At 69.3% G+C, this 25,613-nt stretch carries 26 protein-coding genes; 10 read left to right on the top strand and 16 right to left on the bottom strand.

Features of this window, described 5'->3' with window-relative positions; all coding sequences use genetic code 11:
- Positions 1-28: 28 nt before the first annotated feature.
- A complete protein-coding gene (locus tag E9232_RS27025) occupies positions 29-547 on the bottom strand; it encodes a hypothetical protein (protein WP_309799403.1) in 519 nt (172 codons plus the stop codon).
- A 181-nt stretch (positions 548-728) separates the two neighbouring features.
- On the opposite strand from E9232_RS27025, the gene E9232_RS27020 reads away from it, so the two are divergent.
- On the top strand, positions 729-980 hold the full coding sequence (locus E9232_RS27020) for a hypothetical protein (protein ID WP_309799401.1): 252 nt from the start codon (positions 729-731) through the stop codon (positions 978-980).
- A 34-nt stretch (positions 981-1,014) separates the two neighbouring features.
- On the opposite strand, the gene E9232_RS27015 is transcribed toward E9232_RS27020, so the two are convergent.
- The 9 genes from E9232_RS27015 to E9232_RS26975 all read right to left on the bottom strand — a co-directional run bounded on the left by E9232_RS27015 (position 1,015) and on the right by E9232_RS26975 (position 10,590).
- Positions 1,015-1,776, bottom strand: coding sequence for an MBL fold metallo-hydrolase (locus tag E9232_RS27015; RefSeq protein ID WP_309799399.1), 762 nt, complete (start codon positions 1,774-1,776; stop codon positions 1,015-1,017).
- Positions 1,777-1,779: 3 nt separating this feature from the next.
- Positions 1,780-2,574 (bottom strand): TatD family hydrolase, encoded by a 795-nt coding sequence (locus E9232_RS27010; RefSeq protein WP_309799397.1) that lies wholly within the window; start codon positions 2,572-2,574, stop codon positions 1,780-1,782.
- Positions 2,574-4,127, bottom strand: coding sequence for a methionine--tRNA ligase (gene metG, locus E9232_RS27005; protein ID WP_309799395.1), 1,554 nt, complete (start codon positions 4,125-4,127; stop codon positions 2,574-2,576). The genes E9232_RS27010 and metG overlap by 1 nt, the downstream gene beginning before the upstream one ends.
- 29 nt (positions 4,128-4,156) lie before the next feature.
- A complete protein-coding gene (locus tag E9232_RS27000) occupies positions 4,157-5,230 on the bottom strand; it encodes a DNA polymerase III subunit delta' (RefSeq protein ID WP_309799394.1) in 1,074 nt (357 codons plus the stop codon).
- The gene (gene tmk / locus E9232_RS26995) at positions 5,227-5,871 is read right to left on the bottom strand and encodes a dTMP kinase (RefSeq protein WP_309799393.1); all 645 of its coding nucleotides are present in this window, start codon (positions 5,869-5,871) and stop codon (positions 5,227-5,229) included. The genes E9232_RS27000 and tmk overlap by 4 nt, the downstream gene beginning before the upstream one ends.
- A 147-nt stretch (positions 5,872-6,018) precedes the next feature.
- On the bottom strand, positions 6,019-6,954 hold the full coding sequence (locus E9232_RS26990) for a septal ring lytic transglycosylase RlpA family protein (RefSeq protein WP_309799391.1): 936 nt from the start codon (positions 6,952-6,954) through the stop codon (positions 6,019-6,021).
- A 286-nt stretch (positions 6,955-7,240) separates the two neighbouring features.
- Complete coding sequence (locus E9232_RS26985; protein ID WP_309799390.1) at positions 7,241-8,131, bottom strand: NAD(P)/FAD-dependent oxidoreductase; 891 nt, start codon at positions 8,129-8,131, stop codon at positions 7,241-7,243.
- 192 nt (positions 8,132-8,323) lie between these two features.
- Positions 8,324-9,199, bottom strand: a complete 876-nt coding sequence (locus E9232_RS26980; protein ID WP_309799388.1) for a hypothetical protein — start codon at positions 9,197-9,199, stop codon at positions 8,324-8,326.
- 182 nt (positions 9,200-9,381) lie between these two features.
- Positions 9,382-10,590 carry an NAD(P)/FAD-dependent oxidoreductase gene (locus tag E9232_RS26975; protein ID WP_309799386.1) on the bottom strand — a complete coding sequence of 403 codons (1,209 nt, stop codon included), beginning with the start codon at positions 10,588-10,590 and terminating at the stop codon, positions 9,382-9,384.
- 236 nt (positions 10,591-10,826) lie between these two features.
- Between E9232_RS26975 and E9232_RS26970 the strand changes: the two genes are divergently transcribed.
- A complete protein-coding gene (locus E9232_RS26970) occupies positions 10,827-11,117 on the top strand; it encodes a hypothetical protein (RefSeq protein ID WP_309799384.1) in 291 nt (96 codons plus the stop codon).
- Between the two features lie 249 nt (positions 11,118-11,366).
- Positions 11,367-12,425 carry a helix-turn-helix domain-containing protein gene (locus tag E9232_RS26965; RefSeq protein ID WP_309799382.1) on the top strand — a complete coding sequence of 353 codons (1,059 nt, stop codon included), beginning with the start codon at positions 11,367-11,369 and terminating at the stop codon, positions 12,423-12,425.
- Positions 12,426-12,539: 114 nt separating this feature from the next.
- Here E9232_RS26965 and E9232_RS26960 read toward each other — a convergent pair whose 3' ends face one another.
- Positions 12,540-12,851, bottom strand: coding sequence for a hypothetical protein (locus E9232_RS26960; protein WP_309799380.1), 312 nt, complete (start codon positions 12,849-12,851; stop codon positions 12,540-12,542).
- A 140-nt stretch (positions 12,852-12,991) separates the two neighbouring features.
- Positions 12,992-13,426: a response regulator gene (locus tag E9232_RS26955; protein WP_309799379.1), complete on the bottom strand. Its 435-nt coding sequence runs from the start codon at positions 13,424-13,426 to the stop codon at positions 12,992-12,994.
- 559 nt (positions 13,427-13,985) lie between these two features.
- Here E9232_RS26955 and E9232_RS26950 point away from each other — a divergent pair.
- A complete protein-coding gene (locus E9232_RS26950) occupies positions 13,986-14,489 on the top strand; it encodes a sigma-70 family RNA polymerase sigma factor (protein ID WP_309799377.1) in 504 nt (167 codons plus the stop codon).
- On the opposite strand, the gene E9232_RS26945 is transcribed toward E9232_RS26950, so the two are convergent.
- A complete protein-coding gene (locus E9232_RS26945) occupies positions 14,483-15,937 on the bottom strand; it encodes a DHA2 family efflux MFS transporter permease subunit (protein ID WP_309799375.1) in 1,455 nt (484 codons plus the stop codon). The genes E9232_RS26950 and E9232_RS26945 overlap by 7 nt on opposite strands.
- A 270-nt stretch (positions 15,938-16,207) precedes the next feature.
- Here E9232_RS26945 and ampC point away from each other — a divergent pair, with 270 nt between their 5' ends.
- Positions 16,208-17,317 carry a class C beta-lactamase gene (ampC, locus tag E9232_RS26940; protein WP_374710660.1) on the top strand — a complete coding sequence of 370 codons (1,110 nt, stop codon included), beginning with the start codon at positions 16,208-16,210 and terminating at the stop codon, positions 17,315-17,317.
- Positions 17,318-17,368: 51 nt separating this feature from the next.
- Here ampC and E9232_RS26935 read toward each other — a convergent pair whose 3' ends face one another.
- Positions 17,369-19,087, bottom strand: coding sequence for an MFS transporter (locus tag E9232_RS26935; protein WP_309799371.1), 1,719 nt, complete (start codon positions 19,085-19,087; stop codon positions 17,369-17,371).
- Between the two features lie 192 nt (positions 19,088-19,279).
- On the opposite strand from E9232_RS26935, the gene E9232_RS26930 reads away from it, so the two are divergent.
- The 3 genes from E9232_RS26930 (at position 19,280) to E9232_RS26920 (ending at position 22,043) form a co-directional block, all read left to right on the top strand.
- Complete coding sequence (locus E9232_RS26930; protein ID WP_309799369.1) at positions 19,280-20,131, top strand: alpha/beta hydrolase family protein; 852 nt, start codon at positions 19,280-19,282, stop codon at positions 20,129-20,131.
- Between the two features lie 39 nt (positions 20,132-20,170).
- Positions 20,171-21,736 carry an ABC transporter substrate-binding protein gene (locus E9232_RS26925; protein ID WP_309799366.1) on the top strand — a complete coding sequence of 522 codons (1,566 nt, stop codon included), beginning with the start codon at positions 20,171-20,173 and terminating at the stop codon, positions 21,734-21,736.
- Positions 21,737-21,803: 67 nt separating this feature from the next.
- Positions 21,804-22,043 (top strand): hypothetical protein, encoded by a 240-nt coding sequence (locus E9232_RS26920; RefSeq protein ID WP_309799365.1) that lies wholly within the window; start codon positions 21,804-21,806, stop codon positions 22,041-22,043.
- Positions 22,044-22,067: 24 nt separating this feature from the next.
- Here E9232_RS26920 and E9232_RS26915 read toward each other — a convergent pair whose 3' ends face one another.
- On the bottom strand, positions 22,068-22,526 hold the full coding sequence (locus tag E9232_RS26915) for an Lrp/AsnC family transcriptional regulator (protein WP_309799363.1): 459 nt from the start codon (positions 22,524-22,526) through the stop codon (positions 22,068-22,070).
- Positions 22,527-22,664: 138 nt separating this feature from the next.
- Here E9232_RS26915 and alr point away from each other — a divergent pair, with 138 nt between their 5' ends.
- Positions 22,665-23,825, top strand: a complete 1,161-nt coding sequence (alr, locus tag E9232_RS26910; RefSeq protein ID WP_309799361.1) for an alanine racemase — start codon at positions 22,665-22,667, stop codon at positions 23,823-23,825.
- Positions 23,822-25,153: a D-amino acid dehydrogenase gene (locus E9232_RS26905; RefSeq protein ID WP_309799359.1), complete on the top strand. Its 1,332-nt coding sequence runs from the start codon at positions 23,822-23,824 to the stop codon at positions 25,151-25,153. The genes alr and E9232_RS26905 overlap by 4 nt, the downstream gene beginning before the upstream one ends.
- A 124-nt stretch (positions 25,154-25,277) precedes the next feature.
- Here E9232_RS26905 and E9232_RS26900 read toward each other — a convergent pair whose 3' ends face one another.
- Positions 25,278-25,610 carry a protealysin inhibitor emfourin gene (locus tag E9232_RS26900; protein WP_309799358.1) on the bottom strand — a complete coding sequence of 111 codons (333 nt, stop codon included), beginning with the start codon at positions 25,608-25,610 and terminating at the stop codon, positions 25,278-25,280.
- Positions 25,611-25,613 lie beyond the last annotated feature (3 nt).

The raw sequence follows: 25,613 nt of genomic DNA, 5'->3' as shown, positions 1-25,613 counted from the left end.
TCGTCCTACCTGTCGAATGTCGTTGGCGTCACGCGGCCGGCGGAGTGCCGGCCCGAATCCCGTCCTGCAGGGCGACGGGCTGGGCGCATTGCCCGGCCCCGCCGATCACGGTCTGCGCCGCGTCGCCGTCGCCGGGCGACCCGTCCTGCAGGTAGAAGATCTCGTTGTTCGAGTTGAAGGCGCGCAGCTCGCGCCCCGCGGCGTTCTGGATCGTGCCGGTGTGGTTGACCGGGTGCTGCTGCCGCCCGCCCTCCGGCGTCTCGACGATCAGGAAGCCGCACAGCTCGTAGCGCAGCGTGCGCCCGGGCGGCACCTTGACCGACAGCTCGGCGGTCGGCTCGTCCTTGGTGACGTGCAGCACGCCGATGGTGCGGCCGTCGATGCCGACCGTGATCAGCTCCTCGATCTGGCCCTGCCCGAGCTCGTCGGTGATGCGGAAGCGGTCTTCCTTCGGGCCGGCGCCGGCCTGCGGCGCGGCCACGAGAATCAGCGCGCAGGCGGCCAGCAGGGCACGCCAGGGCCGCAGGATGCGCTTCGATGGCCGCACGATGCCCTCCCCGTCCATATCCCGCCCGTTCGCTGTGATCGGGCGACCCTAGCGCGGGGCCGGAGCACATACCAGCTTGCGCAATCGTCCCCAGATCGGCTAGGCCATCGCCTCCGCGGATGCGGCGTGGCCTTCGGGGTCATGTCCGGGCATCCCTTCGAAACCCAGCTAAGGTATCGACATGCGTTCGTTCGACGGGCAACGGTCCGATGGCGCCCCGATTCGCCGGAACCGCCAGGAAAAGGAAAAGCAGCTGCAGGAGCTGGAGCAGAAGCGCGCCCATCTCGGCATGCACACCTCCTCGACCCTGCGCGCCGCCATGGACCGCAAGATCGCGGAGCTGAAGACCGAACTGGCGCTGGCCGACCGTGCCGCCGCGGCCCAGTCCGCCGCCGGCCCCGCGCCGCGCCGGCCGGGCGGCCCGCGCCGCTGAGCATCTGAGGGGCGGCGGCTCGCCGCCCCGGCTCTCAGCTGTATTCGATCACCAGCCCGTCATGGGCCGGCCGGACATGCGCCGGCAGCCGCGCGCACAGCCGGTCGTAGTCCATCTGGTGGTTCATGTGGGTCAGCCAGGCCCGCTTGGGCTTGAGCCGCTCGATCCATTCCAGGGTCAGTTCCAGATGGGCGTGGGAGACATGCGGCTCCTCCCGCGTGGCATCGACCATCCAGCTCTCGACCCCCTCCAGCGCCGCCCAGGCCCGATCGTCCAGCCGCACCACATCGGTCGAATAGGCGAAGCTGCCGAAGCGGTAGCCCATCGACAGGCTGCGGCCGTGGTCCTGCTCGAATGGCACGATGTCGATGTCGCCGATCCGGAACGGCCCCTCCAGCACATGCGGCACCAGGAACGGGTGGTAGAAGCCTCGGTCCATCTCGACCGAGGTCATGGTGTAGCCGAAGCGTTCCTCCAGCTCCTGCCGCACCGCCGCGTCCATGTAGGTGTTGATCGGCTGCTTGAAGGCCAGCGGCCGCAGGTCGTCGATGCCGTGGATGTGATCGGCATGGGCGTGGGTGTAGAGCAGCGCGTCGACCCGCTTCACCTCGTGGTCCAGCAGCTGCTCGCGCAGGTCCGGCGAGGTGTCGACCAGGATTGTGGTGGTGTCGCTCTGCACCAGGATCGACGGCCGCCGCCGGCGGTTGCGCGGATTGGCCGGGTCGCAGGTGCCCCAGATGCCGCCGACCATCGGCACGCCCATCGAACCGCCGCAGCCGAGGACCGTCACGCGCATCGCTCAGGCCTCTTGTCTCGGAATTTTCGTGAACAGGTTGAAGAAGTTGTCCGTCGTCCTTCGCGCAAAATCTGAGCTTGGAAGGCCGTGCAGCTCGGCCACGCGCTGGGCGGTGTGGGCGACGAAGGCGGGCTCGTTGCGCTTGCCGCGCTTCGGCACCGGCGCGAGGTAGGGCGCGTCGGTCTCGACCAGGATGCGGTCGAGCGGGACGTCCTTGGCGGTGGCGCGGATGTCCTCGGACTTGTTGAAGGTCACGATCCCGGACAGCGAGATATGAAGCCCGAGTTTCACTGATTCTTCAGCCAGTTGCCGCGTTCCGCTGAAGCAATGGATGATGCCGCGCAGCGGTGGCCGGTCGCCGCCCTGCCCCTCCTCTTCCAGGATCCGCAGCGTGTCGGCCTCGGCCTCGCGGGTGTGGACAATGATCGGCAGGTCGGCGATGCGGGCGGCGCGGATGTGGCGGCGGAAGCCCTCCTGCTGCGCCTCGGCCGGACTCAACCCGTAGTGGTAGTCGAGGCCGGTCTCGCCGATGCCGACGATCTTCGGATGGGTGGTGAGGTCGAGGATCTCCTCGACCGTGAGGTCGGTGAAGTCCTTGGCCTCATGCGGGTGCACCCCGACCGCGCCGTAGAGCATCGGAAAGCGCTCGACCAGGGCGATGGTCGCCGGCAGCCGCTCCGGCCGGGTGCAGATGGTCAGCATGCAGCCGATTCCGGCGGCCGTGGCGCGGCCGACCACATCGTCGATCTCCGCGGCGAAATCCGGGAAATCCAGGTGGCAGTGACTGTCGACCAGCATCAGGCGGCGCTCTCCGGCTCGATATAGCGCGGGAACACGCCCTCGGGCTTCGGCAGCGGCGTGCCGGGCACCAGGGCATCGGCGTCGCCGACCCGGGCGAAGCTGCGCGCGTCGTCCGCCACGGCCAACTGGTCGAGCGTCTTCGCCATCGCCTGCGGCATGATCGGCTGCACCAGGATCGACAGGCGCCGCACCGTCTCGGCCAGCACCCACAGCACTGTGGCCATCCGCGCGGGGTCGGTCTTGCGCAGGGTCCAGGGCGCCTGCTCGTCGACATAGCGGTTGGCCTCGCCGACGACGGTCCACACCGCCTCCAGCCCGCGATGGAAGGCCTGGGCGTCGAATTCGCGACGCAGCGTCTCCAGCAGCGCCGGCAGCTGGTCCAGCAGCCCGCGGTCGACCTCGGTCAGGGGGCCGGGCTGCGGCACGCGGCCGTCGCAGTTCTTGGCGATCATCGACAGCACACGCTGGGCAAGGTTGCCGAAGCCGTTGGCCAGCTCGCCATTGGTGCGCTGGACCATGGCGCGGCGCGAGAAGTCGCCGTCCTGGCCGAACGAGACCTCGCGCAGCAGGAAGTACCGCACCGGGTCGAGGCCGTAGGTCTCCACCAGCTCCAGCGGGTCGATCACGTTACCGAGCGACTTCGAGATCTTCTGGCCCTCATTGGTCCACCAGCCATGGGCGAAGACGCGCTTCACCACCGGCAGGCCGGCCGACATCAGGAAGGCGGGCCAGTACAGGGCGTGGAAACGCAGGATGTCCTTGCCGACCATGTGCAGGTCGGCCGGCCAGAAGCGCTTGAAGCTCTCGGCCTGGGTGTCGGGATAGCCGACCGCGGTGAGGTAGTTGGTCAGCGCGTCGACCCACACATACATGATGTGCGCCTCGTCGCCTGGCACCTTCACCCCCCAGTTGAAGGTGGTGCGGCTGATCGACAGGTCGCGCAGCCCCGACTTCACGAAGGCGATGACCTCGTTGCGGCGCGATTCCGGCGCGATGAAGTCCGGGTTGGCCTCGTAGAAGGCCAGCAGCCGGTCGCCCCAGGCCGACAGGCGGAAGAAGTAGCTCGGCTCCTCCACCCAGTCGCATTCGGCGCCGGTCGGGGCGATGCGCTTGCCGTCGACAATGGTCAGCTCGTCCTCGCCGTAGAACGCCTCGTCGCGCACCGAGTACCAGCCGGCATAGCCGCCAAGATAGATGTCGCCATTGGCCTTCATCGCCTCCCAGATCGCCTGCGACGCCTTGATGTGGCGCGGCTCGGTGGTGCGGATGAAGTCGTCGTTGCTGAAGTTCATCGCCGCGGCCAGGTCGCGGAAATTCTGGCTGACCTGGTCGGTGAAGGCCTGCGGGTCGATCCCGGCCAGCTCGGCCGCCTTCTGCACCTTCTGGCCGTGCTCGTCGGTGCCGGTCAGGAAATGCACGTCATAGCCGTCGAGCCGCTTGAACCGCGCCAGCACGTCGCAGGCGAGCGTGGTGTAGGCGTGGCCGATATGCGGCTTGTCGTTGACGTAGTAGATCGGGGTGGTGATGTAGAAGGGCTTCGGCGCCGACATCGCGGCCTCTTTTCGTGCTGTGGCGGCGGTCAGCTGTTGCAGGCGCGCTCGATGCCGATGAACGCCTGCAGGAGGACCTGCTTCCGATCGAGGTTGGACCCGTCCGCCTGGGCGAACAGACGGCGGGTGTTGTCCCACAGCTCCACCCAGCGATCAAGGCCGCCGGCCCTGCCGACCGCACCGACCACACGCTGCATCACCGTCCCCTCGCCCGCCACGATCTCGGGCGGCTCGGTGCCGCGGGCGGCGGCGCGGGCCAGCCGCGCCATCCACCAGACCAGCAGCTCGGTGAACAGCCGCCAGCTCGATTCGGCGGCCACCGGCCCGATCCGGTCGCCCATCTTGTGCACGGCGCGGAAATCGACCCGCGGGAAGTCGTCCAGCAGCGCCACCATGTCGCGATAGAGGCCGAGCCCGCCCTCCTCCAGCAGCGACGTGGCGCGGCCGATGCTGCCCTCGGCCAGGCGCACCAGCGCCGCCCGGTCGGCTGGATCCAGCTCCGGCGCGTGCTCGGCCAGCAGCCGGTCGACCGTCGCATCCGGCAGCGGCTCCAGCGCCAGGTGCCGGCAGCGTGAGCGGATGGTGGGCAGCAGCGCGCCGGGGTTGCCGCAGGTCAGCAGCAGGATGGCGCGGGCCGGCGGCTCCTCCAGGATCTTCAGCAGGGCGTTGGCGCCGTTGCGGTTCATCGCCTCGGCCTCGTCGACGATGACGGCGCGCCAGGCGCCCTCGGCCGCGGTCAGGCGCAGGAACGGGTCGATGCGCCGGATCTCCTCGACCGGGATCTCGCGGCTGCGGCGCTTGCGCTCGTCGTCGCCGTTGTTGCGCTCGATGGTCAGCAGGTCGGCATGGCCGCCGGCGGCGGCGCGGCGGAAGGTCGGGTGCTCCAGCGGCAGGTCGAGACCTGCCGCGTCAGGGCGGCCGCCGGCCATCAGGAAGCGGGCGACACGATGAGCAAAGGTGGCCTTGCCGATGCCGGATGGGCCGGTGATCAGCCAGGCATGCGGCAGCCGGCCGGCGCGGAACGCGTCCAGGAACGCCGCCTCCGCCGCCTCATGGCCGAGCAGCCGGGGGTTGGCGCGGGGCGCCAGCAGGGGCTCGGTCACCTGACGGCCCCCAACTTGAACCTGGCGTCGACGGCGGTCCGGATGGCGGCGGCCACATCGTCGATCGGGCCGGCGGCGTCGATCACGACGCAGCGCTGCGGCTCGGCCGCGGCGATGGCCAGGAAGCCGTCGCGCAGCCGGCGGTGCAGCGCCTCGCCCATCCGCTCATAGCGATCCTCGGCCCCGCGCCGGGCGCCGGCCCGCGCCAGGCCGATTTCGACCGGCACGTCGAGCAGCAGCGTGAGGTCCGGCTTCAGCCCGTCCGTCGCGATCTGGAACAGGGTGTCGAGCACGCCGCGATCCACCCCCTGCCCCACGCCCTGATAGACCAGCGAGCTGTCGGCGTAGCGGTCCGACACCACCCAGGCGCCGCGAGCCAGGGCGGGGCGCACGGTGACGCGCAGATGGTCGCGCCGGGCGGCGAAATGGAGCAGAGCCTCAGTCACGGCGTCCCAGCGGTCGGTGTCGCCCTTGACCAGGAGGTCGCGGATCGCCTCGGCCCCGGGAGAGCCTCCGGGCTCGCGCGTGGTCACGACCTCCAGGCCGCGTTCGGCCAGGGTCGTGGCGAGGCGGCGGAGCTGGGTGCTCTTGCCGGAGCCCTCGCCGCCTTCCAGGGTGATGAACTGTCCGCGCGTGCTCAAGCGATCCGTCCCGATGGTTCGCCTCGGGGACGGGTCTCGTCCGCCAGGGCCAGGCGAGCCCCACCCTAGCGAGTTGCGGACCGCATGATCCAGATGATTGAGACCGTCATCTGCGACGGCCGGGCATTCCCCACGTCTGGCCGGCCGTTACTCCGCGACGATGCGCGCCCCGGGATAGCCGGCATCGGCGATCTGCTTCAGGGCGCTCGATGCGGCCTTGGGGTCGATGAAGGGGCCGATGCGCAGTTCGATCGCGCCGGAACCAGCGGCGGTCGAGACCGGTCCGAAGCGGCGCAGAGCTTCGGACAGCGTGGCCACCTGCTGCGGCCGGGTGACCTTGGCGGCGGCGACGAAGAGGCCGGTCGGCTTCCCCTCGTCCTCGGCGCGGCCGACGATCTCCGGCATCCGGGCGGGCAGCGCCGGCGCCGGCGGGACGGCGATATAGGGCACGTCGCCGACATCGGCCGGGCCGCCGGCGGAGGCGACCTGGCTGCGCCGCGCCTGCTGCCGCTGCAGTTGCAGCGCCTGGTAGCGCGTCTCTTCTTCGAGCACCTGGATCTTGACCCGGGCCGAACCGCTGCCGCGGAAGCCCAGCAACTCCGCACCACGGGCGGACATGTCGATGATCTTCGACCGCACGAACGGGCCGCGGTCGTTGATCCTGACGATCAGCGTCCGACCGTTGTCGAGGTTGGTGACCTTGACCAGGCTGGGCATCGGCAGGCTGCGGTGCGCGGCGGTGACGAGACCGCTGTCGAAGCGTTCGCCGCTGGCGGTCTTCCGGCCGTGGAAGCCGGGCCCATACCAAGTGGCGTCGCCGACTTGCACGGAATCGCGATCGGTGCGCGCCACGTAGCGCACGCCGTTAATGGCGACGACACCCGGATCGGCGGGTCGTTGGACAGTCGGCCGTTCAGCGATGCTCCCCTTCCCGGACTGGGTGGGAGCGCATCCGGTGGCGACCAGTGCCACACCGATGGCTGCAACGACGGCGAGCCCCGATCGACGATCCGTGTTCCTGCGGGTAGATCTCACGCAGAAGGCACGGCGTCCGGACCGGGTCAGGTTCGGTTCGGCAGTCATGTTGATCGATATGTCATAAGAACCGGGGCCGGGTCCAGCTTTTTCGGTCCGTCTCGGTTCGTTGCTTCTGCAACTGACCTGTCGGCCGACCCGAAACGGCACCCGCGATCCCCGATCTGCCTGGGTATTTCTACATACTCTCATAGGTTGTATTGGACGGCAGAGAGATTCAACAGGAGACTATTATCCTCACCAAACCCGGGCGAAATCAAAACGCTATGCGAATTTTCGGAGAGCCGAAATGTCCCGAAGGCTGCCGGCCGTCGAACCGGCAGCCGTCTGGAGTCTAGACCAGCTGTTTCGCGACCATCGCGGCCTGGCCGATGCCGGCCGAGATCGACGCGAAAAAGGGGTCCAGCGCGACATCGCCGATCGCCCAGACATTCGGCAGGCGGGTCCGGCAGCGTTCGTCGACGCGCAGGAATCCCCGCTCATCGATCAGGCTGGTGTCGTTCAGGAAAGACGTATTCCCCGTGACCCCGATGCGCACCAGCACGGCGGCGCACGGCAGGATGCGGATTTCGGAGCCCTGCTCGATCTCGACACCTTCGACCCGATCGCGTCCGACGATCCGCAGCACCCGCGCCGGCGCCCGGACCTCGATGTTTGCGGTCTTCGCCATCCGGTCGAGGAAGCGGTCCTGCCCGCGAAAGACTGGCGACCTGTGCACCAGGACCACCCGCGCCGCCGCCTCGGCCAGCAGCAGCGCGTTTTCGACGGCGCGGTCGCCGCCCCCGACGATCACCACGGTCCGTCCGGCGAAGCGCTGCGCATCCTGCGAGGCCGAATACACCTCGCCGCGCCCGATCATCTCGGCTTCGCCGGGGATGCCGAGGGTCTTCTGCCGGCTGCCCGAGGCGATGATCAGCCGGTCATAGCCATACGGCCCCGTGGTCGTCCGAACGACGCCGGACTCCGGATCGATCCCTTCCACCACGATGTTTTGGCGGATCTGCACGCCGAGGGCCGAGGCATGCGCCGCAAGCCGTGCGGCGAGGTCCGGACCCGCAACCTCGGGAATTCCCGGAAAGTCGGGAATGAGGTTGCCGATCGAGAGCAACTGGCCGCCCGGCCGGTCATGGCTGTCCAGCACGATGGGGTGGAGGTCGAAGCGCCGCAGCCAAATGGCCGCGCTCAAGCCGGCCGGGCCCGCCCCGATGACGATGATCTTCTGCACCGGTGACCGCATTCCCATCGCATCGATCGCACGCCCGTCGGGGGGCAGCAGGCAAACCAGCCTATCGCGCCGGCCCCGGTGCATCAATCGGCTGGCTGGAGACGGGCCATACGCCGGGGACCCAGTCTCGCTCAAGAAAAACCCCGGCTGAAGCCGGGGTTTCCTTTTCACGTCCGGACCTCGACGAACCGATCAGGGATCGTCGCGCAGCCGGCCGCCGAGCGCCGCGCTGACCGAGGCGATGAAGGCGCCGATCAGCAGCGACAGGAAGGTGGCGAAGGCCGTCGTCAGGCCGGCCTTGCGGGCGGCATCGGCCGCCTGCTTCGCCTTCACGGTTGCGGCGTCGATCTGCGCCACGACCTCACCGACCCGCTTCTCCGCATCGGCCTGGCTCAGGCCGGTCCGGCTCGCCACGACCTGGGCGAGGTAGCTCTTGTCGGCGTCCGGCAGCGTACCCGTGGCGGCGCCGTTCACCAGGATGCGAGTCACCTCCTGGCGCGCATCGGCCCGGTCCGCCGTCGCCACCTGGCTGCCGGGCGGCTGCCGGAACAGCTGGTCGACGAAGTAGCCGGTCGGGTCGCCTGGCGCGGCGTTCGACGCGGCGGCCGTCGCGCCCTGCGCCGCACCGGCGGCGACGGTTGCCCCGGCCTGCACCCCGGTCGAGGCGGCGCCGAAGGCGATGCACGCCAGCAGTGCTGCGACGAGCAGGGTCGAGACGCACCACGCCAGCAGGCCGTGGGCGGTGTCGCGGAAGAACACCTCGTCGGTGTGGACATCGGTCCAGCGGGTCCGCAGCCGACCGGTGACGTAGCCGCCGAGGCCGGAGGCGATCCACTGGATCACCAGGAACCCGATCGCCGCGGTCACGGCGAAGGTGCCGGCGCCGACCCCGGTGTTGGACCAGGGCGAGACGATGGACAGCCCGAAGCCCGTGCCCAGGACCATCAGGGCGAGCGTGACCGCGGCGGCGACCGCGGCACCGGCGAAGATCGCGCCCCAGGACACCGCTGAAGCGGTCTCCGCGGCCACCGGGACCACGCCCCGGGAGTCCGAGAATGTGGTGGTCATGTCCTGGTTCTCCTCAGTGGAACAGAAGCGCCAGGATGATGATCACCGGGATGGGAACACCGAGCAGCCAAAGAAGAATTCCGCGGCCCATTTTGGCCTCCAAGAAAAGGACTGATGCTTAGCCAATAGTGGGTCGGATGGTTTCGTTCCGCTTTCTCCGATCGGCAGCGTCCGGGCCGATGTCAGGGAAATGCGAAGATCGCCTCGTCGGGATCGGGGATGCCCAGGATCGCGCGAGGGATCAACTGGGCGGCCATCGCGCTGAAGGTGAAGCCGTTGCCGCCAAAGCCGAGGATTGCGAAGCCGCGGCGCATCCCGGGAATCCGGCCGATGGTCGGCAGGCCGCTCCGGCTTTCGCCGAAGCTGCCGGTCCAGCGGTAGTCCGGCGTCGGGTCGATCGCCGGCCACAGCGCGGCGACCCGGCGGGCGATCGCAGCGCTCTTGCTGCCGATCAGCGCGTCGCGCTTGTCCTCGTCGGCGAAGGGCTCGTCCTTGCCGCCGGCGACGACGCGTCCGTCCGCGGTGGTGCGGGCGTAGAAATACGGGTCGCTGGCATCCCACACCAGCGCCCGGCTGCGCCACAGCCGGTCGGGCTGCGGCGCGGTCGCGATCGCCCAGGTGGAATTGATGTCGTGCGCCGCGGGCGGGATGAACGGCATCAGCTCGTAGCCGGTGGCGAAGACGGCGAAGCGGGCGCGGATCTCCGGTCCGCCGGCGGTGGCGATGACGATTCCGGAGCGGGTCTCCTGGACCTCTGTGGCCTCGACCGGCGCATGCAACGCGGCCCCTCTCCGGCCGGCGGAGCGCCACAGCCCGCCGACCAGCCGAAGCGGATCGGCCTCGGCATTGCCGGCCGAGACGATGGCGCCGGCGGCGTCGATCGAGGTCAGGTCATGCAGCGCCACGCTGTCGACGAAACGCGAGCGCAGGCCGATCCGCAGCCGGGCCTCGCACTCCCGGCGCAAATCCTTCAGGCCTAGTGTGGTGCCCGGCAGGTAGACCGAGAGGCGGTCCCGGAACTTCGGGCGCAGGCCCAGGTCGCGGATCCGCGTCCGGAGGTGATCCACGGCCGCGGCGGACCGCCAATAGGCCCGGGCGGCCCGCGCCTCGCCGATCTCGTCCGTCAGCTGGATCAGGGGCCGGTCGATCTCGGTGGCCAGCAAGGCGGTGCTGGCAGCCGAGGAGCCGCGCCCGAAATCGCGGCGATCGATGGCGATGACGCTGAGGCCGGCCTGCAGGATCGCGTCGGCGACGAGAGCGCCCGAGACGCCGCCGCCGACAATGGCGACATCCGCCTCGTGGTCCCCGTCCAAAGCCGCCGCGGGGATGCCCGGCATGCCGTGGGCGGACCAGACGGGCTGGCCGGATCTGAGGTCGAGCCGTTCGGGCATGTGGATCACCGTCCGTGTTCGGGCAAAAGGCCGGAGACACGGCGGGATCCGCAGTCCTGCGCAATCGGTCGTTGCCTCGAGGCGTCAATGTCGTGGGCCCGTCGCCGGTTCCCTTCGCTTGCCGTCCGGCGGGACGACCCAGGATCCGATGCGGCCGAGGGAACAACTTCCCATCGTCCGGCATTGAGCTGTCACCGCCCGTCATCACCCTCCCGACGAGCATCCGAATCTCGCAGATGCGAACGAAGGAAGATCGCGACATGGCCACCCGAGCTCCGGCATCGACGAAGCATCAGGTTCTCGCCGCCTATCAGAGCAGCCGTCAGGCCGGCGACGACGAATGGACCGCCTGCGAGAAGGCTTTGCTGGCCTTCGCACGCCAGCACCCCGAGGCCTCCAGTGAATTCGCCAACACCTTCATCTCCACCGCGCTGTGGGAGCGCTATGTGTCGTCCCGCCTGGATGCGGAGTGGGAGTCGATTCCGGCATCGCGCGCGGCTCACCCGGCCAGCCACGCCGCCGGCTGATCCCGGCGCAACCCCTTCGGAAACCGGTTCGCGCAACCCGATTCCTCATTGCGGGATTCCCAAGGAACCAAGGCGCTTCGAAAGTGTTATGGGGCCGAACACGCCGCTCCTTGCATTGTCGACGGGTTTTTCGCCATGCAACCTCCTGCGACACCATCGGCAGGGCTTCCCGGTACCGGGAACGGTGACGGGTTCGAAACCACCCCCCTCCCCGACGTTCGGCGCGGCGTGGCCCGTCCGCAGATCGAGATGCTGGATCCCGCAACCCGGGCTCTGCTGGCGCATCCGGACGCCCAGGACATGCAGGTTGCGGCGGGCGGGATCATCCTTGCTGAAGGTGATCAGAATCCGCCGCTGGCCGTGATCCGGTCCGGTTGGGCGGCCCGTTGCAAATCCTTGCCCGACGGGCGCCGCCAGATCCTCGCCTTCCTGCTGCCGGGCGACCTCATTGGTTTCCAGGCGCAGTTCGCCGGGGCCGCGGCGACCTCCGTCGAGGCGATCACCGATGTCCATCTGCGGTCCTGCCGGCCGGACAGCATCCGCCGCCCCGCGGATGCTGTCGCAGCACACGTCATCGCGCTCATGGCGGTCAAGCAGATCGAGCTGCAGGACGCGCTGCTCTCGCTTGGCCAGCGCACCGCCGCCGAGCGCATGGCCGCTCTCTTCCTCGACCTGTTCGAGCGCGCCGCGTCACGACAGATGCTCAGGGCCGGCGCCCTGCCGATGCCGTTGACGCAGAGCCATCTCTCCGCGGCCCTCGGGGTCAGCCCGGTGCACGCCAACCGTGTCATCGGCAAGCTTCAGCGCTCAGGCGCGGTCAGGCTGCAACGCGGCCGCCTGCAGATCCTGGATCTGGGACTGCTGTGCGAGGCAGCGCTGCGGCCGATGCCCGCGGCGTTGGCGCAGATCTTCGGCCGGCCGACATCGCTCCCCACGGCCGCTCCTGTGCCGCACGCGGCCCCGGCCAAGCGCATCCTCGTCGTCGAGGACGAATTCTTCCTGGCGCATCAGGTCGAAGACATCCTGGTGCGGATGGGTCTGGAGGTCGTCGGCCCCTGCGCTTCGCTGCAGGAGGCGATCCGGATCTCGGAGACGCAGCCGCTCGATGCGGCGCTGCTGGATGTGCATCTCGGGCAGGACGCGCTGGTCTATCCTGTGGCCGAGCAACTGCGCCGGCGCAACATCCCCTTCTCGTTCCTGACGGGTTACCTTGACCATGACCTCGGGCGTTTCCCGGCCGAGCAGGTTCTGAGCAAGCCGTTCCAACGGAAGCAGCTGGAGCTCGCCGTCGAGGGCCTGATCCGCTGAGAGACCGTTTGTAAATGCTACTGGCGCGGCCGTCTGGCAGCGGTCTCTCCGGTTCTCGAAACCACCACCAGCCGACTCACGCCAGCGCATTTCCAAACGGTCTCTGAGGATCCCTCAGATCATGCGCTCGATCGCGATCGCCTGATCCGAGCTGTCGACCAGATCCATCAGTTGCGACGGATCGAACTCGAGGCCGTCCTCGCCGAGAAGAGCGATGGCCAGGGTGCAGACGATCGCGCTCTTCTCGTTGTCCGACAGCGGGTCGTCCTTGCGCATCATCAGCTGTCGCAGCCAGGTCGCCAATTCGAGCGACGACATTCTCTCGGCGACGACCTGATCCAGCAGCGCCCGCGTCAGATAGGCGGCGCCCTCGAATTCGGCCCGGTCGTTCGAATCGTCGGTGTGGGGCGGCGGGGACTGTTTCATCACGCCGCGGAGGCTACGACAACTTCGCCCGCAAAAAAACCTCCGCCGTTTCCAGTGGTCTTTTCTCCCGCTCGGCGAAGGCCGGATTTCGGAACCAACCGAGACGCTGCACCGCGCCTGCCCCGCCTCCCGGCGTAAGGTCAGGTCCCCATGACCTCGGCCAGGGCGGCCTTGAGCATCCCCAGGTCGTAGGGCTTCTGCAGATAGGCGAAGGCCTCGGACGGCGACGGAGGGACCGCCGCCTGGCAATAGCCGGTGGCGATGACGATGGGCAGCCGCGGCCGCACCTGCCGCAGCGTCAGGGCCAGATCGTGGCCGCTGCCATCGGGCAGGCCGAGATCGATGATGGCGACATCGATCCGCTCGCCGGTGCGCTGCATCACGGCGAGGGCCTCCGCGGCGGATCCGGCCTCCTCGACCGTCGTCCCGAGCTCCTCCAGCAGGTCGACCGCCACCATCCGGATCAGCGGCTCGTCCTCGACGAGGAGCGCGACGTCGACGGATTTCGTCGTCGTGGACCGCGACGGGTCCGCATGCTCGGATTCCATCATGCGGGCGGCGCGCCAGTCATCCATCGTCTTCCTCCCGGACATCCTCGGCCTCGCGGCGGACTGCCTGCAGCAACGGGACATTCCCGCACGGAGTTCCCCGCGCCCGCACGCAATCCCGGATGAGCAATCCTAAGGCGTGGCGGTCCTGGCGCTGACCAGGGCCTGCTCGAGCTGTTCGAAGGTGAGGGCCTGGACAGGACGGGGCTGGAAGTCCGGGTCCAGGCCGGCCCGGCCGTAGCAAAAGAGCGCGACGATGATCAGACCGTCAATACTTGCCCTGAGCGCCGGGGGCCGCCTCGCCGCACCGAGAGTGAACGGCAGTCATTGGCTCACCTGGAAAATGACCGAACACATCATTTGATAAAAACTCCGTACATCATTTGATAATAGATCGGGTCAGTATCCAAAAATAAATCCGACTAACATTTGTTTATAAAACAGAATTAGACCCGCATATTGCCTCGATTTGTCCGTTTCTGCGCGCCTTTAGTCTCAGAAAAACGATGCGGTGACATAAACTTGGCGGAACATTGGCGCGGCCTCTCCGTTTGTCTGGCAGATTCACAAACGGGGGTATCCTCCCATGCCTGCAGTCTCTGCCGCGACCGAACGTCAGTTCCTTTCGACCGTCGCGCCCTGCATGCCCGATCTCCGGCGCTACGCCATGTCCCTGGCCCGCAACCCCGCCGATGCCGACGACCTGGTTCAGGAGACCATGCTGCGCGCCACCCTGAAGCTGCATCTCTGGCAGCCCGGCACCAACATCATGGCCTGGCTGGTGGTCATGATGCGCCGCCTCTACCTCTCCAAATTCGTCAGCGGCGCCCACAACAAAGCCGAGATGATCCCGATCGACGACTGGGATGCCGCGGTGCCCGCGACCCAGACCCAGGCGATCGAGCTGCGCGAGCTGGAATCGCGCTGGCCCAAGCTGTCCAAGCATCATCGCGAGGTGCTGGAGCTCGTCGCCATCATGGGGGCGTCCTACGAGGAGGCGGCCGAGCGCTTCCAGGTCCCGGTCGGCACCATCCGGTCGAGGTTGGGCCGCGCCCGCATCTGCCTCCGCGACGAGCAGGCGGCTCACTGAGCCCCGGGCTGCTTCCGGCGCTGATGGCCGCTGACCTGCACGCCGTCCTCCGGCCGCAGATACAGGAAGCCCGGGATCGAGAGCAGCGGGATGATGGCCATCAGCAGGAACACCTCATGGAAGCGCTCCGGGGTCAGCACATGGCTCTCGAAGCTGACGAGGCCCAGCAGCATGGCGCCGACCGAGACGCCGAAGCTGACGCTGAGCTGCTGCAGCACGCCGCCGAGGCTGGTGGCCCGGCTGAGCTTGTCGGCCGGCATGTCGGCATAGGACAGCGTGTTCGAGGTCATGAACTGCATCGACCGCAGCAGGCCGAACAGGAAGATGTAGCCGAGCAGCAGCCAATGCGGCGTGTCGGGCTGCATCAGGGCGAAACCGGCGACTCCGGCGGAGCCCAGCGCCGCGCTGAGGATCAGAACCCGGTCGAAGCCGAGGCGGCGCAGCAGCGGTGACAGCGCCGGGCGGATCAGCAGCGCGCCGAGGCTGCTGACGAAGGTCAGCGAGCCGGAGACCACGGGGCTTTCGCCGAATCCGACCTGCAGCATCAGCGGCAGCAGGAACGGCACCCCGTTCAGGCCGATCCGGCACAGCCCGCCGGCGAGGGTGCCGACCCAGAACGACCGCAGGCGGAACAGCGTCAGGTCCACCGCCGGCGCCCGCACCCGGCGGGCATAGCGCCCGAAGGCCAGCAGCAGCAGGATGGCGGCAAACAGCACCGCCCCGATCGCCGGCACCGGAATGGTCGGCCGGCCGATGTTCTCGAGGCCGTATTGCAGCAGCGCGACGCCCGCCCCGACCATCAGGAAGCCGCGATAGTCGAACCGCGCCATGACCTCGCCGCGGACATCCTCGATGAAGCGCAGCGCCATCACGATGCCCAGGCAGCCGAACGGCACGTTGACGTAGAAGATCCAGCGCCACGACGCGTAGGTGGTGAGGACGCCGCCGAGCAGCGGCCCGATCACCGGCCCCAGGATCGCCGGCAGGGTCATGTAGGTCATCGCCGTGACCAGCTGGCTGCGCGGAAAGCTGCGCAGCAGGATCAGCCGCCCCACCGGCGTCATCATGGCGCCGCCCAGCCCCTGCAGGGCCCGCATCGCCAGCAGCATGCCGAAACTGTCGGCCATGCCGCACAGGGCCGAGCCGACCGTGAAGGTGCCCAGCGCCAGCGCGAAGATCCGGCGCGCGCCGAACCGGTCGGCGAACCAGCCGCTGACCGGGATGAACACGGCCAGGGTCAGGATGTAGGTGGTCACCGCCAGGTTCAGCCGCAGCGGCGTGGTGCCGAGGCTGACCGCCATGTCCGGAATCGCGGTGGTGATGATGGTGGAGTCGAGCTGCTCCATCAGGAAGGCGATGGCGACGATCATCGGGATGATCACGCGCAGCCGCGGGTCGCGCTGGGTCGCGAACGACTGCTGGTCCGGTGCGCTGTCCGATGCCGCCATGCGACCGGGTTTAGCCCCCTGCGCAACCGCTTGCACCCCGTCGCGGCCCGCCACATGGAAGGGTTGCGGGCGAAGCATGTGTGATAGGCCGCCGCGGCTCCGAGAAGGCGCGACCGGGCCCGCGATATCGGCCTCGCTGCCGCCACATTGGGTTTGCTTTCTCAGGCCCCCGGCCGCTCCGCGAGCGCCCTTCCCCGGAGAGGATGTCACTTGAGAGATATCGCAAAGGCGGCCCTGCCGCTGGCCCTGGCCGCCGCCTCCCTGTTCCCGATGGCCGGCCAAGCCGCCAATCGCGCCGATGCCGTCACCGCCGCCGTGGACGGTGCCTTCCGCCCCCTGCTGCAGCAATACGACGTGCCCGGCATCGCCGTCGCCGTGACGGTCGACGGCCAGGAATACTTCTTCAACTACGGGGTGGCCTCGAAGGCGAGCGGCGCGCCGGTGACCCGGGACACGATCTTCGAGATCGGTTCGGTCAGCAAGACCTTCACTGCCACGCTGGCCTCGGCCGCCCAGGTCCTCGGCAAGGTCTCATTCGACGATCATCCCGGGACCTTCATGCCGCAGCTGCGCGGCACCGCCGTCGACAAGGCCAGCCTGCTCGACCTCGGCACCTTCACGGCGGGCGGATTCCCGCTGCAGTTCCCCGATGCGGTGACCAACGATGCCGAGATGCTGGCCTATTTCCAGAAGTGGAAGCCGGACGCCGCGCCGGGCACGCAGCGGCGCTATTCCAACCCCAGCATCGGCCTGTTCGGGCATATCGCCGGGCTGGCGATGAAGGCCGACTTCGCCGGGCTGGTCGAGACCGAGATCTTCGCCAAGCTGGGCCTGGCCCACAGCCATATCCGGATGCCGGCGGCTGAGATGGACGCCTATGCCTGGGGTTACAACAAGGCCGGCCAGCCGGTCCGGGTGAATCCCGGCGTGTTCGACGCCGAAGCCTATGGCGTCAAATCCACCGCCGCCGACATGATCCGCTTCGTCGAGGCCAACATCCGGCCGGAGACGCTCGAGCCGCCGCTGCGCCAGGCGATCGAGGGCACCCATATCGGCTACTCCAAGGTCGGCGGGATGGTGCAGGGGCTGGGCTGGGAGCAGTATCCCTATCCGGTCACACTGGATCGGCTGCTGGCCGGCAACTCCAACCAGATGAGCCTGGAGGCCAATGCCGCGACGCCGCTGACGCCGCCGCAGGTCCCGGCGGGACCGACCCTGTTCAACAAGACCGGGTCCACCAACGGCTTCGGCGCCTATGTCGCGTTCGTGCCGGACCGCAAGATCGGCATCGTGATGCTGGCCAACCGGAACTTCCCGATCTCGGCCCGCGTCACGGCGGCCCATGCCGTCCTTGAGAAGCTCTCGGCGGGCGCGCCGTAAGTCCGGAGACTCCGCCCGTCGCGCGCCTGGGTCGGGCGTGCGACGGGCGCTCTATGATGGCCGGTCCGGCTTCGGCTTCGCCCGGCTGTCGTTCACCTTCCTGGCGGCCAGCACCTTCCGGCCGCGCTTGCGCCAGCTCACCGCGTGGCGGACCGCCGGCGGTGGTGGGCCCTGGTGCAGCCGGCCGACGCAGTCGATCAGCTCACGGTCGGCGGCGGTCAGCCGGGCCAGCAGCCGCAGATGCTGGTACCAGCTGTCGACGAAATAGACCTCGCTCCATTTCAGCCGGTCGGCGGCGTCGCGGAACAGCGACCAGCGGCTGGCGCCGTTGCGCAGCCGGACCTCGCGCATCCGGGCCGTGGCGCGGACGAAGTCGCGCTCCTGCTCCGGATCGATGCGGTATTCGACCACCACCATCACCGCGTCGCGCCGCGGATCGATCGGCAGCGCCGGCAGCTCCAGCTTGCGGGCCGGCGCCGATCGCAGGTCGACCAGGGCGATGTCCGGGATCTTCAGGCGCCACAGCGCCCACAGCGCGCCCAGCAGCAGGGTCGCGCCGCTCGCCGCCAGCGCGGCATCGACGCCGATGCCCTCGGCCAGCGCGCCCCACACCACCGACCCCAGCGCCAGCCCGCCATACAGCGCCATCTGGTAGACCGCCATGGCGCGGGCCTTGACCCAGTCCGGCACCAGCATCTGCACCGCGGTGTTGTAGGTCGAGACCACGGCGATCCAGGCGACGCCGCCGAGGAACAGCACCGGCAGGATCACCGCGACGAGGTGGACGGTGCCGAGGACCAGCAGCACCGTGGCGAAGCTGAAGGCCGAGACCGAGATCAGCCAGCTGGTGCCCAGCCAGTCCCGCGCCGGCTGGACGATGAAGCCGCCGCACACCGCGCCGATACCCAGCGCGCCGAGCAGGATGCCGTAGCCGACCGCGTCGTCGCCCATCCGGGCCATCGCGACCAGCGGCAGCAACGCCCAGACCGAGCTGGCGCAGAAGCCGAAGATGATCGACCGCGTCGCCACCCGCCGCGTCACCAGCGAATGCCGGGCGAAGCGCAGGCCGCCGGTCACCGCCTCGCGCAGGGTCTCGGGCGGCAGCGTCGACCGCGTCGGCCGCCAGCCCCAGGACCAGATGGCCGTGGCCAGCCCGGCGAAGCTGACGGTGGCGATCAGGAACACCCAAGGGGCGCCCAGCGCGGCCAGCAGCAGCCCGCCGATCGCCGGCCCCAAAGCGCGAGCGACGTTGTAGTTGATCGAGTTCAGCAGGACGGCGCTGGCCACCGCCGGCTTCGGCACCATGTCGCCGACCGCCGCCTGCCAGGCCGGTCCCTCCAGGGCGTAGCCGACGGCGATCAAGAGGGTCAGCCCGATCAGCCCGAACGGCTCCAGCAGGTCGAGGAAGCCGAGCACGGTCAGGATCAGGCCGCCGAGGATGCAGCACCCCTCCCCGGCCAGGATCATCTTGCGTCGGTCGTAGATGTCGGCCAGCGCCCCGGTGGGCAGCGACAGCAGCACCAGCGGCACCGCGGTCGCCACCTGGATCAGCGCGATCAGGAGCGGGCTCGCCGCCATGACGGTGAGCTCCCAGGCGGCGGCGACCGACTGCGCCCAGTCGCCGAGATTGGCGAACAGCCCGGTGAACCAGACCAGGCGGAAGATCGGGAAGGCCAGCGCCTCGAAGAACGGGGCCAGAAGCCTGGACGGTGCCGGCTCGGCGCCGCGCTCCACCCGAAGATCGTCCTTGGCGCCGACGGCCTGCTGCATCCGGCAAGTCTAGGCGACCTTGCCTAGCCTCCGCAAAGGCCATGGTGGAAACCACCCCGCTGGGCCGGGAGACGCTCCATCACGAATTGGGTTTTTGCATTATCAAAATGCATTCCGACTTGCAGCTACCGGTCGCCGTCGTAAGATGGCGGAGGGACCGGGATTCGAACCCGGGCACAGGGAGATCGAGCGATGCGCGACCGTCCGGGCCATGGCGTCAAGCTGTCCTACTACGATTTCGGCCAGACGCCGTTCTTCGCCCTTCAGGCCGACCAGCGCGTCTCTTATTGCCTCTACGTGCCGCGCGACTACGCGGAGGACGGCGACAAGCGCTACAGCCTGGCTGTGCTGATGCACGGCACCGGCCGCACCGTCGACACCTATCGCAACGGCTTCAAGCGCTTCGCCGACGCCCAGGACTGCATCCTGCTGGTGCCGCTGTTCCCCGCCGGGCTGATCGAGCCGGCCGACGTGTCGAACTACAAGCGCCTGGCCTTCCACGACATGCGCTTCGACCTGCTGCTGCTGGCCATGGTCGACGAAGTGGCGGCGAAGTACCGGGTCGATGCCGACCGCTTCCTGATGTTCGGCTTTTCCGGCGGCGGCCATTTCGTCCACCGCTTCCTCTACGTCCATCCCGACCGGCTGCTCGGCGTCAGCATCGGCGCGCCGGGCTCGGTCACGCTGCTGGACTGGGACCATGACTGGTGGGTGGGCCTACGCGATTTCGAGGCCCGCTTCGGCCGGCCGGTGGACATCGCGGCGATGCGGCGGGTGGCGGTGCAGATGGTGATCGGCGCCGAGGACACCGAGACCTGGGAGATCGTGACCAAGCCCAGCGATCCCGGCTGGATGGACGGGGCCGACCTGGCCGGCGCCAACCGCCAGGACCGCATGCGGTCATTGCGGGAGAGTTTCGAGCGCCACGGCATCGCGGTGCGCCAGGACACCGTGCCCGGCGTCGGCCATGACGGCGGCCGGGTGCTGGCGCCGGTCGAGGATTTCTTCGTCCAGACGCTGGCGGAGGCCCGATCCAAGGCCTGACCGGTTCTGTTCAACGAAAAAATCATGGGGAGGTTCGTGATGACCAAGCTGCGTCCCTGGATCGGCGTCCTCGCTCTCCTCCTCGTGCCCGGCATGGCGCACGCCGAGGCCCCGGCGCCGCGCCAGACTCCGCTGCTGTCGATCGCGCTCAACGCCGACATCCGCAGCAGCAATCCGGGGGTGCAGCGCGACTTCAACTCCGACGTGGTGCTACAGCATGTGGTCGAGGGGCTGGTCGCGCCGCGCGAGGACCTGACCGTGGCGCCGCTGCTGGCCTCGAGCATCGACGTGTCGCCCGACGGCACCGCCTACACCTTCCATCTCCGCGACGGCGTCGGCTTCCATGACGGCAAGCCGCTGACCTCGGCCGAGGTGGCGTGGAGCTGGAAGCGCTATCTCGACCCGGCGACGCAGTGGCAGTGCCTCGACCGCTTCGACGGGCGCAACGGCCCCAAGGTGGTGGCGGTGGAGACGCCGGATCCGCGCACCGCGGTGTTCCGGCTCGACCGGCGCAGCGCCATGTTCCTGGTCAACATGGCCAGCATCCAGTGCGACGCGGTGATCCTGAGCCCATCCTCGGTCGGCCCGGACGGCGCCTGGATCAGGCCGGTCGGCACCGGCCCCTATGTGTTCGGCGACTGGCAGAAGAACCGCTATCTCGAGCTGACCCGCTTCCCCGGCTACAGCCCCCTGCCCGGCTCGCGCGACGGCATGGTCGGCGGCCGCCAGGCGCTGGCGGAGCAGCTGCGTTTTGTCGTCATTCCCGACCGTTCAGTGATGAACGCGGCCCTCCAGGCCGGCCAGGTCGACATCATCAACGATGTCGGCCCGACCGAGATGGACGCGATGAAGGCGATGGGCGCGCAGGTGACGGTGACGCCGACCCTGTCCTGGGCGGTGCTGCTGCTGCAGACCCGCGACCCGCTGCTGTCCGACGTCCGGGTGCGCCAGGCCCTGGCCCAGGCGATCGACGGCAAGCAGGTGGCCGAGGCGGCGAGCTTCGGCCTCGCCACCCCCAACCCATCCGCCGTCGCCGTCGCCAGCGCCTACCACACCCAGGCCGAGGCGGCGTGGCCGGCCTTCGACCTAGTGGCGGCCGCGAAGCTGCTGCAGGAGGCGGGCCATGCCGGCGCCACCCTGCGGATCCAGACCAACAACCGCCCCACCGGCCAGTACGAGGCGGCGCTGATGATCCAGGGGCTGCTGGCCGGCGCCGGCATCGACGCCCGGCTCGATACGCTGGACTGGGCGACCCAGCTGCAGAACTACCGCGAGGGCAAGTTCCAGGCCTCGGTCTTCACCTTCTCCGGCCGGGCCGACCCGGCGCTGGCCTATGATTCCATCGTCGGCAGCAAGGACGACGACCCGACCAGCCAGTGGGAGGATCCGCAGGCGATCGCCTGGCTGGACGAGGCCAAGACGGTGGAGGACAAGGCGGCGCGGCAGGCAGTGTTCGACAGGCTGCACGCCCGCATGGCCGAGCAGGTGCCGGTGATCGGGCTGTTCAACCCGGTGCAGGTGACCGCAGCCGGGCCGAAGGTCCGTGGCTATGCCGACTGGGCGCCGGGCACGGCCCGGCTGTGGGGCGTGTGGAAGGCGGAGTAGAGGCCGCGGCGCCCACCGCCGGCCGGTATGTTAGGATCCGCCTCGCATTCACGTCCTGGAGGTCGCCATGAGCGACACGGTCGATGCCCTGCTGCTCGACATGCTGGAATGGATCGGGAAGACGGACCGGCCCTATGCCGATGTGATGGACGCCTGGCGCACCTCCTGCCCGCGCCTGCCGGTGTGGGAGGAGGCGAACGACCGCCGCCTGGTCACCCAGGCGCAGCAGGCCGGCGGCGTCCCGGTGGTGCAGCTGACGGCGTCGGGCCGGGCCTATCTGGACCGGCACCTGCGGGATCACGGCTGATCCCCAGGTGCTGAATGCCAAGTTCTACACCCCCGAATTGCCGCGGATCACGCTGCGCAGGGTGAAGGCGGACTGGATGCGCAACACGCCGGGCATGCGCGACAGCTGCTCCTTGTGGATGCGCTCGTAATCGGCGGTGTCACGGGCGACCACGCGCAGCAGATAATCCGACATGCCCGTCATCAGGTAGCACTGGTCGACCTCGGGGCATTTCCGCACCGCCGCCTCGAAGCGGGCGAGGTACTCCTCGGTCTGGCGCTCCAGCGTGATCTGGACGATGGCGATGGTCGGGTTGGCCACGTCGGGCTCGTCGATCAGCGCGGTGTAGCCACGGATGATGCCGGCATGCTCCATCAACTGGCGCCGGCGCAGGCAGGCCGATTGCGACAGCCCGACCGCCTCGGCCAGGTCGGAATTGCTCATCCGCCCGTCGCCGCGCAGCAGCTGGATGATCTTGCGGTCGATGGCGTCGAGCGAGGTCATGTGTGGTTTCTGCGAAAAGCGCCGAATTTGCTGCGAACACCTGACCATCCGGCCGCAGAAGGATCAATGGAAATCAAGGATCAGCGGGGGCCTCCCGCCGTATTCTGAGGGCGTTCCGATCCCCTGCGGTCAGGCCCCATGCACAGCCCCCTCCCCGACCTGTCCGGCGCCACGCTGACCGTCGATCTCGGCGCGATCCGCGACAACTGGCGGACGCTGCGCGGGCGGCTCGGCCGCACCGCCTGCGCCGCGGTGCTGAAGGCCGACGCCTACGGGCTGGGCGCCGACCGCGTCGCCCCGGTGCTGGCCGCGGCGGGCTGCCGCCACTTCTTCGTCGCCCATCTCGAGGAGGGCATCGCGCTGCGGCCGCATGTGCCGGAGGCGGCGGAAATCTCCGTGCTGCACGGGCTGATGCCGGGCTGCGAGGACATCGCCCTCGCCCACAATCTCACCCCGGTGCTGAACAGCCTGGAGCAGGTCGAGGCCTGGGCCGCCCTGGCGCGGCGCCGCGAGACCAGGCTGCCGGCGGCGTTGCAGCTCGACACCGGCATGTCGCGCATGGGCCTGGCTCCGGCCGAGCTGGACCGCATCGCCGCCGAGCCGCACCGGCTGGACGGCATCGACCTGCGGCTGGTGATGAGCCACCTCGCCTGCGCCGAGCAGCCGGACAACTCGGCCAACGGCATGCAGCGCCTGCGCTTCGACGTCGCCCGCCGCCGCCTGCCGGCCGCGCCGGCGTCGTTGGCGAACTCCTCCGCCATATTCCTCGGCCCCACCTTCCACTACGACCTCGCCCGGCCCGGCGCCGCGCTGTACGGCCTGGCCCCGACCATCGGGGCGCCGAACCCGCTGCATCAGGTGGTGCGGCTGCAGGCGCGGGTGGTGCAGACCCGCATCATCGCGGCCGGCGATGCCGTCGGCTACGGCCTGCACTTCCGCGCCGATGGGCCGCGCCGCATCGCCACCCTGGCGGTCGGCTATGCCGACGGTTTCCCGCGCAGCCTGGGCCATCGCGGCGCCGCGGCGTATCTCGGCGACGTTGCCCTGCCGGTCGTCGGCGCGGTGTCGATGGACTCGATCACCCTCGACGCCTCTGCCCTGCCCGAAGGTGCGCTGCGCCCCGGCACCCTGGTCGACCTGATCGGCCCACACCGCAGCGTCGACGGCCTCGCCGCCGAGGCCGGCACCATCGGCTACGAGATCCTGTCCCGTTTCGGCCGCCGCTTCCGGCGCGACCATGTCGACGCCGCGCCGGCCGCCTCATCACCCGTCCTGGTTCTCGAAGGAGTCCCGTCGTGAAGGTCATCGTCCTCGGCGCCGGCGTCATCGGCGTGACCACCGCCTATTACCTCGCCCGCTCCGGCCACGACGTCACCGTGATCGACCGCCAGGACGGGCCGGCGAACGAGACCAGCTTCGCCAATGCCGGCCAGGTCTCGCCCGGCTATTCCGCGCCCTGGGCGGCGCCGGGCGTGCCGCTGAAGGCGATCAAGTGGATGCTGATGCAGCACAGCCCCTTCGTGCTGCGCCCGCAACTGGACCCGCGGCAGTGGCTGTGGCTGGCGCAGATGCTGCGCAACTGCACCGCCGGCCGCTATGCCGTGAACAAGGCCCGGATGGTCCGGCTGGCCGAGTACAGCCGCGACTGCCTGGTGCAGCTGCGCGCCGACACCGGCATCGCCTATGACGACAAGGCCCAGGGCACGCTGCAGCTGTTCCGCACCCAGAAGCAGGTCGACGCCGCGGCCAAGGACATCGCCGTGCTGCAGGAGGCCGGTGTCCCCTACGAGGTGCTGGACCCGGCCGCCTGCGCCGTGGCCGAGCCGGCCCTGGCCGCGGTCAGCGGCAAGATCGCCGGCGGCCTGCGCCTGCCGGGCGACGAGACCGGCGACTGCTTCAAGTTCACCAACAACCTGGCCAAGCTGGCCGCCGCTCTCGGCGTCACCTTCCGCTGGGGCGCCAGGATCGCCGGGCTGCAGAGCGACGGCAGCCGCATCGGCGGCGTGGCGCTGGAGGGCGGCGAGATCCTGCGCGCCGACAGCTATGTGCTGGCGCTGGGCAGCTACTCCCCGCTGCTGCTGAAGCCGCTGGGCATCGAGATCCCGGTCTATCCGGTCAAGGGCTATTCGATCACCGTGCCGGTGACCGAGGCCGACGGCGCGCCGGTCTCAACCGTGATGGACGAGACCTACAAGGTGGCGATCACCCGACTGGGCGACCGCATCCGGGTCGGCGGCACCGCCGAGCTGGCGGGGTTCAGCAGCAAGCTGTGGGACGCGCGCCGGGCGACGCTGGAGCATTCGGTCACCGACCTGTTCCCGCGCGGCGGCGACGTCAGCCGTGCCAGCTTCTGGACCGGCATGCGGCCGATGACGCCGGACGGCACCCCGGTGGTCGGCCGCACGCCCTATGGCAACCTGTTCCTCAACACCGGCCATGGCACGCTGGGCTGGACCATGGCCTGCGGTTCCGGCCGGGTGATGTCGGACATCCTGTCCGGCCGCCGCGCCGAGATCGACCTGGAAGGCCTGGCCATGGACCGCTACCGCTGGGCCGACCTGACCGGCATCCGCGCCCCGCAGGGCGGCCGCGGACCGGTCGGCGCCCCGATCCCGCAGGCGGGGTGAAGGCTTCTCAGCCTTCTCCGTCATTGCGAGCGCAGCGAAGCAATCCATGGCGCCTCCTGGCATGGATGGCTTCGTCGGCTGCGCCTCCTCGCAATCACGATTGGGGGGTGGCTCCGGCGCCAGACTATTGCCGCTTCTTCTCCCGCAGCGCCCGCACCTGCTCCACCAGGCAGCCGACCAGGGCCTTCAGCGCCGGGTCGGCGATCGGTTCGGCCAGGTGCAGGGTGCGGCTGCGGTCGGCCTGCTCCACCGTCACCGTGAACTGCCGGGCGTCCGGCATCGGCCGGGTCAGCGCCTCGGGCGCCGCCGCGCGGTCGAGGAATTTCGCGTCATGCACCAGCGCCTGGATCCGCGCGGCCTCTTCCGGCGGCAGCGCCGACAGCTCCAGCACCACCGGCTCGGCCAGCCCCGGCGCGTAGAACAGACCCGTGCTCGGCATCGCGATGGTGACCCGCATCTC

The organism is Inquilinus ginsengisoli (assembly GCF_031453975.1).
In the GTDB taxonomy this organism is placed as follows: Bacteria; Pseudomonadota; Alphaproteobacteria; order DSM-16000; family Inquilinaceae; genus Inquilinus; species Inquilinus ginsengisoli_A.
This window is presented reverse-complemented; position numbering and strand designations above follow the sequence as displayed.

What these genes read in the sequence shown, in the direction of transcription:
- E9232_RS26980 (WP_309799388.1), bottom strand. Translation starts at nt 9,199, where the DNA reads ATGACCACCACATTCTCGGACTCCCGGGGCGTGGTCCCGGTGGCCGCG.
- E9232_RS26975 (WP_309799386.1), bottom strand. Translation starts at nt 10,590, where the DNA reads ATGCCCGAACGGCTCGACCTCAGATCCGGCCAGCCCGTCTGGTCCGCC.
- E9232_RS26960 (WP_309799380.1), bottom strand. Translation starts at nt 12,851, where the DNA reads ATGAAACAGTCCCCGCCGCCCCACACCGACGATTCGAACGACCGGGCC.
- E9232_RS27020 (WP_309799401.1), top strand. Translation starts at nt 729, where the DNA reads ATGCGTTCGTTCGACGGGCAACGGTCCGATGGCGCCCCGATTCGCCGG.
- E9232_RS26955 (WP_309799379.1), bottom strand. Translation starts at nt 13,426, where the DNA reads ATGGATGACTGGCGCGCCGCCCGCATGATGGAATCCGAGCATGCGGAC.
- E9232_RS26990 (WP_309799391.1), bottom strand. Translation starts at nt 6,954, where the DNA reads ATGACTGCCGAACCGAACCTGACCCGGTCCGGACGCCGTGCCTTCTGC.
- E9232_RS26970 (WP_309799384.1), top strand. Translation starts at nt 10,827, where the DNA reads ATGCGAACGAAGGAAGATCGCGACATGGCCACCCGAGCTCCGGCATCG.
- E9232_RS26945 (WP_309799375.1), bottom strand. Translation starts at nt 15,937, where the DNA reads ATGGCGGCATCGGACAGCGCACCGGACCAGCAGTCGTTCGCGACCCAG.
- E9232_RS26920 (WP_309799365.1), top strand. Translation starts at nt 21,804, where the DNA reads ATGAGCGACACGGTCGATGCCCTGCTGCTCGACATGCTGGAATGGATC.
- metG (WP_309799395.1), bottom strand. Translation starts at nt 4,127, where the DNA reads ATGTCGGCGCCGAAGCCCTTCTACATCACCACCCCGATCTACTACGTC.
- E9232_RS27010 (WP_309799397.1), bottom strand. Translation starts at nt 2,574, where the DNA reads ATGCTGGTCGACAGTCACTGCCACCTGGATTTCCCGGATTTCGCCGCG.
- ampC (WP_374710660.1), top strand. Translation starts at nt 16,208, where the DNA reads ATGGCCGGCCAAGCCGCCAATCGCGCCGATGCCGTCACCGCCGCCGTG.
- E9232_RS26935 (WP_309799371.1), bottom strand. Translation starts at nt 19,087, where the DNA reads ATGCAGCAGGCCGTCGGCGCCAAGGACGATCTTCGGGTGGAGCGCGGC.
- E9232_RS26950 (WP_309799377.1), top strand. Translation starts at nt 13,986, where the DNA reads ATGCCTGCAGTCTCTGCCGCGACCGAACGTCAGTTCCTTTCGACCGTC.
- E9232_RS26915 (WP_309799363.1), bottom strand. Translation starts at nt 22,526, where the DNA reads ATGACCTCGCTCGACGCCATCGACCGCAAGATCATCCAGCTGCTGCGC.
- E9232_RS27015 (WP_309799399.1), bottom strand. Translation starts at nt 1,776, where the DNA reads ATGCGCGTGACGGTCCTCGGCTGCGGCGGTTCGATGGGCGTGCCGATG.
- E9232_RS26925 (WP_309799366.1), top strand. Translation starts at nt 20,171, where the DNA reads ATGACCAAGCTGCGTCCCTGGATCGGCGTCCTCGCTCTCCTCCTCGTG.
- alr (WP_309799361.1), top strand. Translation starts at nt 22,665, where the DNA reads ATGCACAGCCCCCTCCCCGACCTGTCCGGCGCCACGCTGACCGTCGAT.
- E9232_RS26900 (WP_309799358.1), bottom strand. Translation starts at nt 25,610, where the DNA reads ATGCGGGTCACCATCGCGATGCCGAGCACGGGTCTGTTCTACGCGCCG.
- E9232_RS26965 (WP_309799382.1), top strand. Translation starts at nt 11,367, where the DNA reads ATGCTGGATCCCGCAACCCGGGCTCTGCTGGCGCATCCGGACGCCCAG.
- E9232_RS26930 (WP_309799369.1), top strand. Translation starts at nt 19,280, where the DNA reads ATGCGCGACCGTCCGGGCCATGGCGTCAAGCTGTCCTACTACGATTTC.